This window comes from Oceanobacillus sp. FSL K6-0118 (assembly GCF_038006665.1).
GTDB classification, from domain to species: Bacteria; Bacillota; Bacilli; order Bacillales; family Amphibacillaceae; genus Oceanobacillus; species Oceanobacillus caeni.
Genome location: NZ_JBBOVR010000002.1, coordinates 221,903 through 235,656, shown reverse-complemented (window position 1 = coordinate 235,656; position 13,754 = coordinate 221,903). Strand labels below are relative to the sequence as shown.

The following is a 13,754-nucleotide window of genomic DNA, read 5'->3' as shown; positions in this document are numbered from 1 at the left end:
GAAGGGGGAAATACAGTGGAACAAGTAGAAGTATACCGTCCGAAAAATCCTGTTCGTTTTGTAACTGCGTCAAGTTTATTTGATGGGCATGATGCATCCATTAATATCATGAGAAGAATTATCCAAGCTAGTGGAGCAGAAGTAGTTCATCTTGGTCATAATCGCTCTGTAGAAGAAGTAGTTCACGCAGCAATTCAAGAAGATGTTCAAGGTATTGCGATTTCATCTTATCAAGGTGGGCACGTGGAATATTTTAAATATATGATTGATTTATTAAAGGAATTGGGAGCGAGCCACATTAAAGTGTTTGGTGGCGGTGGAGGAGTAATTATCCCAAGAGAAATTAAAGAATTGCATGACTATGGGGTTTCTTGGATTTTCTCACCTGAAGATGGTCGTAAGTACGGACTGCAAGGTATGATTAACAAAATGCTAGAATTATGTGATTTTATACCGCCAATTGATTTGGAGAAAGACATGGAGAAACTTCTTCAAGGTGATCGAAATGCAATGGCTAAATTTATTACATTTGTTGAATCGGAAGAAACAGACCTGGAAGAAAAGCAACGTGTAGTAAACAAGCTAAAAGAAAAAGCGGGACCAAATACACCTGTTCTTGGAATTACCGGTACTGGTGGAGCGGGAAAAAGTTCCTTAACGGACGAATTAATTCGCCGATTTATGAATGAAGTGTTAGATAAAAAGGTAGCAATTATATCCATTGACCCGACGAAAAGGAAAACGGGTGGGGCCTTACTAGGTGACCGAATCCGTATGAACGCTATTTTTAGCGACCGTGTTTATATGCGTTCCTTAGCGACAAGAGATTCTAGAACGGAATTATCCAAAGCGATTCAAGATGTCATTGATGTTGTCAAAGCCTCTGGATTTGACTTTATCATTGTGGAAACGAGTGGAATTGGGCAAGGAGACGCCGCTATAACCGACATTACAGACCTATCCATGTATGTCATGACGTCTGAATACGGGGCACCGACCCAATTAGAGAAAATTGATATGATTGACTATGCAGATTTTATCGTGATTAATAAATTTGAACAAAAGGGTTCTGAAGACGCCTTAAATCAAGTTCGTAAACAATATGAACGTAGCCGTATGTTATTTCAACAAGAGAAGGAAAAATTCCCTGTCTTTGGTACGATTGCTAGTCAGTTTAATGATGAAGGAACCAATGCATTATTTGCTGCTATAATCGACACGCTGAATGAACGTTATGAATGGAATGTGTCTGTTGATTTTGAAAGGAATCGAATTGCCGAAAAACATAATCGTATTATCACCAATGATCGTCGCCACTATTTACGTGAGATTGCAGATTACGTTCGTAAATATAACGAAGATGCTGAAAAACAAAGTACAATTGCTCGTAAATTATATCAATTAGATGGAGCAATAAAGACACTCGAATACGAAGAGGCAACGGAAATATGGAATAAAAATCAGGACAACGTGGAAGAAATGGCAGCGGCTACAGAAGTTAGGTCCTTTAAACGTGAAGATGTTTTAACTAATTTAAAACAGTTATTGGACCGTTATGAAGAGCAATTAAATCCAACTGCGAAGAAGCTTTTAGATTCATGGGATGCTTTAAAGGATAGATATAGTGGAGACAAAATGACTTTCCAAGTACGTAATAAAGAGATTGAAATGGATATTACGACAGAATCTTTGTCAGGTCTTAAGATTCCTAAAGTTGCTTTTCCGAAATATCAAGATTGGGGAGAGCGATTAATGTGGATGCTAAAGGAAAATGTACCTGGCGCATTCCCATTCACTGCTGGGGTGTTCCCGTTCAAACGAGAAGGGGAAGATCCTACTAGACAATTTGCTGGGGAAGGAACACCAGAAAGAACAAACCGAAGATTCCATTATTTATCTAAGAATGATGATGCCAAACGGCTATCTACTGCATTTGATTCCGTAACATTGTACGGAGAGGATCCAGCTTACCGACCAGATATATTCGGGAAAGTTGGAGAAAGTGGTGTGAATGTTTGTACTTTAGATGATATGAAAAAACTTTATGCTGGTTTTGATTTAACAGATCCGCTAACCTCTGTATCGATGACGATTAATGGTCCAGCACCAATCATTTTAGCGATGTATTTTAATACAGCGATTGATCAACAGGTGGATAAGTTTAAAGAGGAACAAGGTCGTGAGCCTAGTAAAGAAGAATTAGAAAAAATTAAAGCAGATACATTATCAGTTGTCCGTGGCACGGTTCAAGCAGATATTTTGAAAGAGGACCAAGGACAAAATACATGCATTTTCTCTACGGAATTTGCGCTTCGAATGATGGGAGATATTCAACAATATTTCATTGATAAGAATGTGCGAAATTATTACTCTGTTTCGATTTCCGGCTATCATATTGCAGAAGCGGGCGCGAATCCAATTACTCAGTTGGCATTTACACTAGCAAATGGTTTTACGTATGTAGAATATTATTTAAGTAGAGGAATGGATATTAATAAGTTTGCACCGAATTTATCCTTCTTCTTCTCAAATGGTCTAGACCCGGAATATACCGTTATTGGAAGGGTGGCAAGAAGAATTTGGGCCATTGTGATGCGTGATAAATATGGTGCAAATGAACGTAGTCAAAAGTTGAAATATCACATCCAAACTTCCGGACGTTCCTTACATGCCCAAGAAATTGATTTTAATGATATTCGAACAACTTTACAGGCGTTACTTGCAATCCAAGATAATACAAACTCACTGCATACGAATGCCTATGATGAGGCGATTACAACGCCAACGGAAGAGTCGGTTCGTCGTGCCATGGCAATTCAAATGATTATTAATAAAGAGTTTGGTTATACGAAAAATGAAAATCCACTTCAAGGTTCATTCATTATAGAGGAGCTTACAGATTTAGTGGAAGAAGCTGTCTTACAAGAATTTGAACGAATGAATGATCGTGGTGGGGTACTAGGAGCAATGGAACGCCAATACCAACGTGGAAAGATTCAAGAAGAGTCCCTTTACTATGAGAGTAAGAAACACTCTGGTGAGCTTCCAATTATTGGTGTGAACACATACTTAAATCCAAACCCAACATCGGATGAAGAAATTGATTCCATGGAACTTGCGCGTGCCACTCAAGAAGAAAAACAACATCAGATTGTCGAATTGAAAAAATTTCAAGAAAAACATCAAGCACAAACACCAGAAGCATTGGAACGGTTAAAAGAAGTAGCAGCTTCTGGAGGAAATATTTTTGAAGAACTAATGGATACCGTAAAAGTAGCTAGCCTCGGCCAAATCACCAAAGCACTATACGAAGTTGGCGGACAGTATAGAAGAAATATGTAAGGAATATAAAGTAATAATGGCAAAAGGTGAAAAGCTTGAAAGAATACAAGGTACATGATCTCGATTATTAAAGTTGAGAAGAGTTATTTTCTCAACTTTTTTATGTTAAAATAAGGCATAAACCATACAAGATTGTTTATAATGTTAGGTATGTCTCTTGAAAAGCATATTACATTGTAGTTAAATATAGTCAGTATGAGTACGTGTTCAAAAAGGAGGATAAAAAGGACCGAGTCGGCTAAAGTCGCAACGTCCTGTTGCAACGCCGACACTAGCACGTCCTGTGCGTCGCAGTTCGAGGCGGCGTAGCTCCCGGCAGCGAAGCGTATGCAGTTAATACGTGAGCAAACGCCCTTGCACGCCGGAAAAGTGGTTTGCTTTTCCAAGGAGCGGAAAAGCAAGCCAACTAGAAACGTCGAAGTGTCATTTTTACCGGACTTTTTGAACACCTTCTACAATGGTTAAACATAGAAGGCATTTAAGCCATCATTATACAAGTCAAAGGAGTGCTAACCGTGAGCTTAAAAGATTATAGCCCGGAACAAATTGAAAATATGTCCATGTTAGAATTGGCAAGTATTATCTTAAAAGAAGAGAAAAAAGCCCTACACTTCAAGGACGTTTTTGACAAAGTTGCAGAAGTAAAAGGTTTTTCTGAAGCCGAAAAGGAAGAAAAAATAGCACAATTTTATACAGATTTAAACGTCGATGGACGATTCACAACATTAGGTTCTAATATGTGGGGATTAAAACGTTGGTACCCAATCGAGCAAGCAGACGAAGAAGTACATACTCCTAAGAAGAAAAAGAAAAAGGCAACGAAGAAAAAGCGTAAAGAAGAGGAAATTGATGAAGAAGAGGACTTCGAGGAGGAAGACGATCTTCTTGAAGATGAAGACATCGATGAGGTTTTCGATGACGAAGCTGAGGATCTGGACGAAGATGATGAGGAATTAGATCCGGACTTAGATGAATTCGATGACTTTGATGAGGATGAAGAAGAGATAGATGAAGAATTCGACGATGAAGAGCTTGATGACGACGAAGAAGAGGAAGAGAAATAAACGGTGGGATTTTACTACCGGACTTTTTGAACAACCTCTAAAAACAATTATTGACTTTTATTGAACTAGTGAGTACAATTTTACTTGGGCTCTATTTGACAGGAACATAGCGTCTCCCTACTGGCTTTAAGGGAGGCGCTTTTTATTTTTTACTCAGTAACCTTAGAATCTGTATAGATCATTTTGGCTTTCCGTGTTTTTCTCATAATAAATACAGGGAAGGTTTTTTGATTGATTGCAGATTTTTTCCATTAGAACTCATTTTATTGTTTTATTAGTACAAAATAGGTTTAAGTAACAACCTAAGAAAGAGGGATGAATTTTGACGAAGTATATTTTTGTAACAGGTGGGGTTGTATCTTCACTTGGAAAAGGCATAACAGCTGCTTCACTAGGCCGATTATTAAAAAACCGTGGTCTGAAAGTAACGATTCAAAAATTTGACCCATACATTAACGTTGATCCGGGTACAATGAGTCCATATCAACACGGTGAAGTTTTCGTGACAGAAGATGGAGCAGAAACAGATTTAGACTTGGGCCATTATGAACGTTTTATTGATATTAATTTAAATAAATATAGCAATATTACAACGGGGAAGGTCTATTCTAGTGTGATACGAAAAGAAAGACGCGGCGACTATTTAGGTGGTACCGTTCAAGTTATCCCTCATATAACAAATGAAATTAAAGACCAAGTATTTCGTGCTGGAGAGGCAACGAAAGCAGACGTCGTTATTACGGAAATTGGTGGAACGGTTGGTGATATTGAATCTTTACCATTCTTAGAAGCCATTCGCCAAATTAAAAATGATGTGGGAAGAAACAGTGTGATGTATGTACATTGTACACTTGTTCCATATATTAAAGCAGCTGGAGAACTAAAAACAAAACCAACCCAACATAGTGTAAAAGAATTACGTTCTTTAGGTATTCAACCTAACGTTGTCGTACTTCGAACAGAAGAACCAATTAGCAAAGAAATGAAAGAAAAGATTTCCCTATTTTGTGATATTGATGAAAAGGCTGTTATCGAAATGCCTGATGCGGATACACTATACCAAGTTCCACTTACATTACAAGAACAAAAATTAGACCAATTAACTTGTGATCACTTTGGCTTAGATTGTAGTCCGGCAAATATGGAAGAGTGGAAAACTCTTGTTTCCAAAGTAAGAAATCTTTCTAAAACCGTTAATATTGGTTTAGTAGGTAAATATGTAGAACTTCAAGATGCGTATATTTCTGTTGTTGAATCCTTAAAACATGCTGGTTATGTGTACAATGCTGACATTAATGTACATTGGATTAATTCAGAAAGATTAACAGAAGATGGAATTAAAGAAGAATTGAAAAGCGTAGACGGAATTCTAGTTCCTGGTGGATTTGGTGATCGTGGAATTGAAGGTAAAATTTCTGCTATCCGCTATGCACGTGAAAATAACATCCCATTTTTCGGGATTTGCCTTGGAATGCAGTTAGCATCGGTAGAATTTGCTCGTAATGTTCTTGGATTAGAAGGTGCACATTCTTCAGAAATTGATCCACAAACTCCACACCCAATCATTGACCTTTTACCGGAGCAAAAAGGTGTAGAGGATTTAGGCGGTACACTTCGTTTAGGTGCTTATCCATGTAAATTAGTGGATGGAACGAAAGCAAAAGCGGCATATGATGGAGCGGATTTAGTGGAAGAACGCCACCGTCATCGCTATGAATTTAATAATGATTACCGTGAACAAATGGAAGAAGCAGGCTTTATTTTTTCTGGTACAAGCCCAGATGGAAGATTAGTTGAAACAATCGAATTAAAAGATCATCCATGGTTTGTTGCTTGTCAATTCCATCCTGAATTCACATCACGTCCAACAAGAGCGCAAAGCTTGTTTAAAGGCTTTATTGGTGCATCTGTTGAACAAAAGGAAAAGTAAAAATAGTCAAAGCCCTGAACAAATTGGTTCGGGGTTTTTGTTTAGGTTAAGATGTAAAAAATTAATTCGATACTTGTGCTCATGAATTCGTTAATCGAAGAGACTAATCTAGTAATCACGGCATTAACCCATTGATTTCTTGAATACCAGATTTTAAAGTGATCTTAAAACCAAAATTTTCTATTGTAACTAAATTACTAACGTGATAGTATAAGTACAAATAAAACCTTTAATTGGGTCCAGAGAGGCCAAAAGGGTGCACGGAATAGAAGTATGCTTTCTTATGCCCTTTTGTCTCTGAGACAAAAGGGCATTTTTAATATATTTGATTTAATCTCTTTTAAATCAAAGTTCTGTGAGACTTGAAAAGAGAATGGAAATGTTAGATAAGTTTCCATTCCCTCCCTTGCTTCACAAATGGAGTAGGAAGGTTTTATCCTTTCCTTTCTAAAAAAAACACATGATACGAATATGGAGGGAAAACGATGGATTATCGTAAAAAAACAGTAGTAGCATCCGTAACTGGTTTGACATTAGAAGGTATGGATATTATGTTCATATCATTTGCAATGTCTATGATTGTTGCTGAATTTAATATCGATCTTGCAACTGGTGGTTTTATTTCTTCCATAACAAATATTGGAATGTTGCTTGGTGGAATGATATTTGGGATTTTAGCGGATAAATTTGGCCGTGTGAAAGTTTTCACGTATACGATTTTCTTATTTGCAATTGGAACAGCATTAACTGCTGTTGCGACAAGTATAGAACAGGTATATATTTTTAGGTTTATTGCTGGGCTTGGTGCAGGTGGAGAATATGGAATTGGAATGGCATTAGTGGCAGAAGCATGGCCTAAAAGTAAACAAGGAAGAGCTTCATCTTATGTAAGTGTTGGGGCACAATACGGAGTGATTTTAGCAGCATTTTTAAGTGCCATGATACTACCTACTTTTGGATGGAGGGCATTATTCTTAGTTGGTGTGATTCCAGTTATTTTTGCCTTTATCGTACGAAGAAACTTAGACGAATCTCCGGAATGGTTGAAAGCACAAAAGGATAATAAAGAGGAACAAAAGAAAGAAAAAGGTAAATTAATTCAATTGTTTGCCACACCAAGAATAGCAATTACAACGATTTCTTTAGCCATTATGGCAACTGTTCAGATTGCTGGATATAATGGTTTAATGATTTGGCTTCCTTCTATGCTCCAAGAATCACAGGGGCTATCTGTATCAAGCTCTGCACTTTGGACGATTAGTACTGCGGTCGGTATGATTATTGGGATGTTGACCTTTGGAATGATTATGGACAAATTTGGTGCAAAGCGTGCCTATGGATTGTTTCTACTTGCCTCTGCTAGTGCAGTATTTCTTTACTCATTCGCAACAGGTAGTGCGGGTGTATTAATTGGTGGTGCGATCGTAGGTTTCTTCTCGAACGGAATGTTTGCTGGCTATGGAGCGTTAATAAGTAGTTTTTATCCTGCGAAAATTCGCAGTACTGCAACGAATACAATTTTCAACTTTGGACGTGCAGTTGGTGGGTTATCTCCAATTTTAGTTGGATTTATTTTACAACATTATAATATGACAATGGCAATGATTTACTTAGCGATTCTTTATATCATCTCCTTCCTCATCATGCTGAGCCTAAATAAAGAGAAAGCTAGCAGAAAAGGAAACGTGGTAGAAACTGTACAAAGTTAAACCATACTCAGGATTATGAAGGTATTACCGTGGAACGGACTCGTTAAGACGGATTCAATTGGGTTAATATACAAAAGACACACAGTAAGCAAATTCGTTTACTGTGTGTCTTTTTTATTATGACTTTAGTCCGTTGAGTACGCGGCAGCGTGCGAAACAGAAAACCACCTGCTATGCGGGTGGGTAACAAGTGGTTATACCAAACAAAAAACTCACTTTCTTCTATAATAGAGATTGTTCAAGCCTCTAAATATAGAAAGGAAAGTGAGTAAATTGGCCAATAAAGCAAATAGCTTGGCACACACAAAATGGTTGTGTAAATACCATATTGTGTTCACTCCAAAGTATAGACGAAAAATAATTTACAATCAATATCGAAGGAGCATAGGCGAGATACTTCGAACACTTTGTAAATATAAAGGGGTAGAAATAATCGAAGGACATCTTATGCCAGATCATGTTCACATGTTAGTGAGTATTCCACCAAAACTAGCAGTATCAAATTTTATGGGATATTTAAAAGGAAAAAGCGCTCTAATGATATTTGATAAGCATGCAAATTTAAAATATAAGTTTGGAAATAGACACTTTTGGGCTGAAGGATATTATGTAAGTACAGTTGGTTTGAATGAAGCTACCATTAGAAAATACATTCAAGAGCAAGAAAAACATGATATTGCACTTGATAAATTAAGTGTAAAAGAATATGAAGACCCTTTTAAGGGTGGCAAGAAATACTAACACTCCTTCAGGGGTTAGCAAAAGAGGCAACGACAATGAGGCTTGAATGCTATATGAAAGCCAGCGCCTTGAGACGCTGGTCGGTAGTATAGGCTTATAGCCGTTGTGCAAACCACCCGTTGGACGGGTGGTCATGATTGTTTAGGAAACTATAAAATTTCTTGTTGTTTAGGAAACTATCACTAGCGTTGCATAAAAAATAATTATAGAAGTCAACCATTTAATTTGTGTCTATGTGTAAAATAGTTCTCGAGGATTTGAAACTAAATTCTAGAAAAAAAAGAAAAGGCACTCTATCATTAATGTATGCTACCAGGCAAATACATTAGAAAGAGGCCTTTTCATGAATACAATTATATCAAAAATAAGTGATTTATTAAAGGGTACAAATAATTTAATTGACTTTGAGGAACAAGTTCAAATATGTTTATATGATCTTCTTACAACACTGATGGGTAACGTTTTTACACAGCTTAATCAAACAATTAAAAGAGAATTGCAAAGTAAGGGTTGGACAGTGGAACGAGAGGATGAAAAGACGATTCAGTTTATCTTTGGGGCGGTTCGTTTTACTCATACATTAATGCACGATGAGAATGGGAAGGCACATTATCCCTTTGATGAGTGGATTGGATTTAGAAAGTACCAACGACACAGTCCTTTGGTTGAAGTAAAAGTGGCAGAGTTGGCTAGTGAGAGTACGTATCGAGAAACGGCACGTATATTAAGGGAATGGACTGCCGTAAACCTAAGTCACACAACTGTGGGAAGTATAGTGAAACGTGTAGGAGAAGCACAAGCAAAAGCCGATGAGGAAATGTTAGTTGAATTAGAGGAGGCTGCCTATTTACCAAAAGGAGAAGAATTAGACTTTTTATTTGCCGAGGCAGATGGTGTATTTGTGCGTGGAACAAAGAAAAAGACAAGTCACGAAGTCCATCATGCGGTACTCCACGAAGGTTGGTGTAGAAATGGAAAGCGCATTTCACTAAAGAATCCACAGGTCATCATGACAACCAAACCAACGAATGATTTTTGGAAAGAAGTCCAAGCGTATACGGCTAATCATTATTCCTTAGAAAAGACTCAAGTGGTTACGAATAGTGATGGTGGCCAAGGCTATACTGCAGAACGTTTTCAAGAAGCTTTCTCACAGTCCGAATATCCAGTTTTAAATCAATTGGATTCCTTTCATATTTCCAAGGCGTTGAACCGAACTTTTGGAGCTAAAAAGAGCCAGTTTAAGGATGGTGTACAAAAGGCAATCAAAGAGCACAATCTTGATGATTTTACACGTTGGATGGATACATTTGAGAGTACTTTAGAAACGGATAAACAACTGGAAAAAGCAGAGGTTTTTCGTAAATATATTGGCGGTAATTGGGATCGGATTTTTGATTGGAGAAAGAAAGTTGAGAATCCACCTAAAGACGCAAGAGGCATGGGCGCAATGGAATCCAACCAACGCCATATTTCATTCCGAATGAAAAAGCGTGGAATGCATTGGAGTTCAGAAGGTAGTGAAGCAATGGTGAAAATTAAGCAAGGGATTCTAAATAAAACATTACGATCTGTATATCTGAAGGATCAAAAACGAAGTGTTAGAAAGCAGCGTGACGTGAAAAAGACGGTTCGTATGACAGAATTCCTACGCCAGGTGACACAACCATCAATAGGAGTAAAACAAGGCAAAATAAGCCTAAATACAGCTCATTCATCAGCTATTGGACAGTTAATAAAAAGTTTTAGTTAACTCCCTGATTTTTAGGTAAGGTTCTTGGTTTTTAGAACGTTACCTAAAAATTGGGGACAGCAAGCGACGGAGGTCGCGCGGTAGCCGAAAAAGTGTACAAAAATAGAGTGCCGAAGATATTGGTGTGAAAGACACACCGAGAAAAACTTGACACATACAATTTGTGTCTTTGATTTGAATGTTGAAATTTTCTGATATATATTATATTTAATTTATGAAAAAAAGATAACAGGGATCTAAAGGTAGTCCTTCATCCATTTTTTGAATATTATATAATATTTTTAAATAATCGGGTCATAGGTTAAATCGTCTAAGAGCAAAACATCTCCTAATTCGTATTGTGCAACAGTTACTTGAAAGACCTTTTCGTGATCAAGCCTTCGTCGGCCACGGGATGATCGCTCAGGTTCCTTGAATACTTTAGAGATAAGGGTTGTGATGGAGTGAGAACAGAAATCCCGTATCCAACGCAACATTTCCAGCAAGGTCCCTTTATAGCCAATTTTGTTTTTCATTAAAAGGGTTAAACAGAAAGAAATCATTGCCAAATAGATTTGATTATATACCGCATTTTCGCTTTTTCCATATAGTTTTTTAATAACCATATGCTGCTTGACCCATTTGAAAAATAATTCTATCTGCCAGCGGTTGCGGTAGAGATCACTCATTTCCTGTGCACTGACTTTAGCATCATTACACACAATTCGAATCTGATTTCCTTTACTGTCTACAGTTTCAACGAGTTGCAGCGGGTTCTTCATCTTTCCGATCTTTACTACCGCATGACGGGTGATCGGTGAAGAGGAATCAATCGGTAATTCCTCGATGACATGTACGACCGTGTTCGTTTTAATTCGTGTGACAAATCGAATACCTTCTGCACAGTAGGTATCAAACTTTTTAAAATTGAAATAGCCTCGGTCAAATACATGAAGAACGTTTTTATCTAATACGATTAATGAATCTAGCTGTGTTTCATCTGCAGGTCTTGCAGGTGTGAGAATGACTTCATTTGGGTAAGAAATGCCCTCGCAAAAAGTAATGGAAGTATGCATTTTCACACCCGATTTTGTATCTCGAAAATCTGCCCATTCATATTGACTAAGGCACATCGAAATCGTTGATGAATCAATCAGATGAAGCTTTCCAAGTGCTTTGCCTGCCGTTTTTGGTCCAAGTATATGGTGAAGTTTTTGAATTAAATGATGTAGGATAACCTGGAAAATCTCGGATGGTATATCCCCATTTTTTCGGGAAAGCTGTGATTTACTAATGCTTTCTATGCCAACTAATCTTTGGACAGTTTTCTTGCGTTTTATCGTGTCACTTATCCGCTGAAGGTTATCTAGTTGCTTCAACTGCGCATAAATAAATGTATTCATAAATGTAAGTACATCAAGCTTTTTGACATATTTATCAATTTGAGCGTGATCAAGCATTTTTTGTATTACTTTCGAATCTAATGGATGAATGTATTCCTTGAATACAGTTTTTATGGTATGATTGTCCATGTGAGCTCCTTATAGTTAGGGATTTGGACAGGACTACCATACCCTAATTATAAGGTTTTTTTATGGATTTTTATAGTGAAAATTCCCATTATTAATAATATTGACACAAAAGGTTTCGCTTGACTTTTTCCTGAAAACTTTATGCAACACTAGTGGGAAACTATAAAATTTCTTGGTTGTGGATAAGTTTATGTTAAAATTTAACTATTACTGATGGAGAGAACAAAGATGATGAAAAAAGGTACAGGTGTTATAAAAGAAATACTAAAAGATCATTTTGCAGGATTTTGGGATTTGCACGATAGAAGGTTTCCCGAATCTTATCGTAATGATATAAAAGAAACTGTTGAGAAGACCATCAAGTGTGGTACCCGTGATATGGGCTTTGCACGTTATGAATGCTTAGGTTGTGAAGGTAATTCCTTACCTAAATTTGTATGTTTCACTTGTAAAAGTAGACTCTGTCATCGTTGTGGGAAAAAATATACGGATGATTGGTCGGATAAACAACAGGAAATGATTTTTAATGTACCTCATCGTCATATGGTATTTACTATTCCTCAAGAATTAAGGAATGTGTTCTTTGAAGATCGTAAAAAGCTTAATGAATTAAGTAAACAGGTGGCGGAAGTTTTTCAATATCATAATTATCACAGAAGTAAAAAAAGAGGATTACGCTCGGGTATTATTACAGTAATACATACTTTTGGACGTGATTTAAAATTCAACCCCCATATACATGCATTGGTAACAGAAGGGGCATTAGATAATAAGAAAGAGTGGGTATCAAGTGGATATATTCCATATGAGTACTTAAGGAAATCATGGCAAAAAGTAGTGTTAGATTTAGTGAAAAAATGGTTTCCTGGGAATCAAAAAGTGAATGAATTGGTGAATGATTTATACCAAAGATACCCTAAGGGATTTTATGTAAATGCAGAAAAGAAAATAACAAACGCCAAAGGAGTAGCACGGTACATTGGGCGATATTTAGCACGACCAGCAATTGCGGAATACCGTATCGTAGAATATGACGGAGATACGGTCCATTATTGGTATGAAGATCATCGTACTGGTAAAAGAGTAGATAAAAAGATCCCCGTTTACAGGTTTATATTTGAAATACTACAACACGTCCCTCCTAAGCATTTTCGTATGGTTGGTAGATATGGATTGTATAGTAGAAGATCCCATCGAAAAGCACAACAAGTATTAAGTTTATATGCGTTCATGAGGACAAAACAAATTTCATTATTACTGGAGACGAAAAGAAAAAAGAAAACATACCGTCAACGAATGATGGAGTCATTTGAAAACGACCCATTTCAATGTCCACATTGTGGAAGACAAATGGACCTTGTAGGAATATGGCATAGTGATTACGGATGGATTTATTACTACATGGAGGAAGTAGAAAAGGAGAGATGTAAAAAATATGGTATTGTCCAACAAAAAAGGACGGGATAATTCGGCAGAAAACTTAGGGTGGTTAAATGAAGACGATCCCTTTGGTTTGAATGAAGAAATAAAGATGGTGATTTTTAAATGTATTGATTGTAATAAAACCGATGAAGTTCCTGAATATATTATCGGTGAATTTAGTGTGGATAAAAAAGAGGGAGAAGAAGTAGAATTACATTGCCCCTACTGTAATGGCACCATGTTAGAAGCGAGAAATATCCCAAGTGATTAATTCTCACTTGG

Annotated in this window: 9 protein-coding genes; 8 read left to right on the top strand and 1 reads right to left on the bottom strand. The window is 37.0% G+C overall.

From position 1 onward, the window contains the following. Positions 1 to 15 precede the first annotated feature (15 nt). The 6 genes from MHI02_RS17705 to MHI02_RS17680 all read left to right on the top strand — a co-directional run bounded on the left by MHI02_RS17705 (position 16) and on the right by MHI02_RS17680 (position 10,539). Positions 16 to 3,342 carry a methylmalonyl-CoA mutase family protein gene (locus MHI02_RS17705; protein WP_341166183.1) on the top strand — a complete coding sequence of 1,109 codons (3,327 nt, stop codon included), beginning with the start codon at positions 16 to 18 and terminating at the stop codon, positions 3,340 to 3,342. Between the two features lie 515 nt (positions 3,343 to 3,857). Further along, entirely contained in the window at positions 3,858 to 4,406 is a 549-nt protein-coding gene (rpoE, locus tag MHI02_RS17700) for a DNA-directed RNA polymerase subunit delta (RefSeq protein ID WP_341166182.1), read from the top strand. A 322-nt stretch (positions 4,407 to 4,728) separates the two neighbouring features. Next, positions 4,729 to 6,336 (top strand): CTP synthase, encoded by a 1,608-nt coding sequence (locus MHI02_RS17695; RefSeq protein ID WP_047186674.1) that lies wholly within the window; start codon positions 4,729 to 4,731, stop codon positions 6,334 to 6,336. 485 nt (positions 6,337 to 6,821) lie between these two features. Continuing rightward, positions 6,822 to 8,045, top strand: a complete 1,224-nt coding sequence (locus MHI02_RS17690) for an MFS transporter (protein WP_204797970.1) — start codon at positions 6,822 to 6,824, stop codon at positions 8,043 to 8,045. Between the two features lie 273 nt (positions 8,046 to 8,318). Further along, complete coding sequence (gene tnpA / locus MHI02_RS17685) at positions 8,319 to 8,786, top strand: IS200/IS605 family transposase (RefSeq protein ID WP_216884347.1); 468 nt, start codon at positions 8,319 to 8,321, stop codon at positions 8,784 to 8,786. 343 nt (positions 8,787 to 9,129) lie between these two features. After that, the gene (locus MHI02_RS17680) at positions 9,130 to 10,539 is read left to right on the top strand and encodes an ISLre2 family transposase (protein WP_341165774.1); all 1,410 of its coding nucleotides are present in this window, start codon (positions 9,130 to 9,132) and stop codon (positions 10,537 to 10,539) included. A gap of 281 nt (positions 10,540 to 10,820) precedes the next feature. Here MHI02_RS17680 and MHI02_RS17675 read toward each other — a convergent pair whose 3' ends face one another. After that, complete coding sequence (locus MHI02_RS17675) at positions 10,821 to 12,050, bottom strand: IS4 family transposase (protein WP_047185988.1); 1,230 nt, start codon at positions 12,048 to 12,050, stop codon at positions 10,821 to 10,823. Between the two features lie 228 nt (positions 12,051 to 12,278). On the opposite strand from MHI02_RS17675, the gene MHI02_RS17670 reads away from it, so the two are divergent. Both MHI02_RS17670 and MHI02_RS17665 read left to right on the top strand, forming a co-directional pair. Continuing rightward, entirely contained in the window at positions 12,279 to 13,517 is a 1,239-nt protein-coding gene (locus MHI02_RS17670) for an IS91 family transposase (RefSeq protein ID WP_341166181.1), read from the top strand. Then, positions 13,486 to 13,743 (top strand): hypothetical protein, encoded by a 258-nt coding sequence (locus tag MHI02_RS17665; protein ID WP_047185117.1) that lies wholly within the window; start codon positions 13,486 to 13,488, stop codon positions 13,741 to 13,743. The genes MHI02_RS17670 and MHI02_RS17665 overlap by 32 nt, the downstream gene beginning before the upstream one ends. Positions 13,744 to 13,754: the final 11 nt, after the last annotated feature.

What these genes read in the sequence shown, in the direction of transcription:
- MHI02_RS17690 (WP_204797970.1), top strand. Translation starts at nt 6,822, where the DNA reads ATGGATTATCGTAAAAAAACAGTAGTAGCATCCGTAACTGGTTTGACA.
- MHI02_RS17680 (WP_341165774.1), top strand. Translation starts at nt 9,130, where the DNA reads ATGAATACAATTATATCAAAAATAAGTGATTTATTAAAGGGTACAAAT.
- MHI02_RS17675 (WP_047185988.1), bottom strand. Translation starts at nt 12,050, where the DNA reads ATGGACAATCATACCATAAAAACTGTATTCAAGGAATACATTCATCCA.
- MHI02_RS17670 (WP_341166181.1), top strand. Translation starts at nt 12,279, where the DNA reads ATGATGAAAAAAGGTACAGGTGTTATAAAAGAAATACTAAAAGATCAT.
- MHI02_RS17665 (WP_047185117.1), top strand. Translation starts at nt 13,486, where the DNA reads ATGGTATTGTCCAACAAAAAAGGACGGGATAATTCGGCAGAAAACTTA.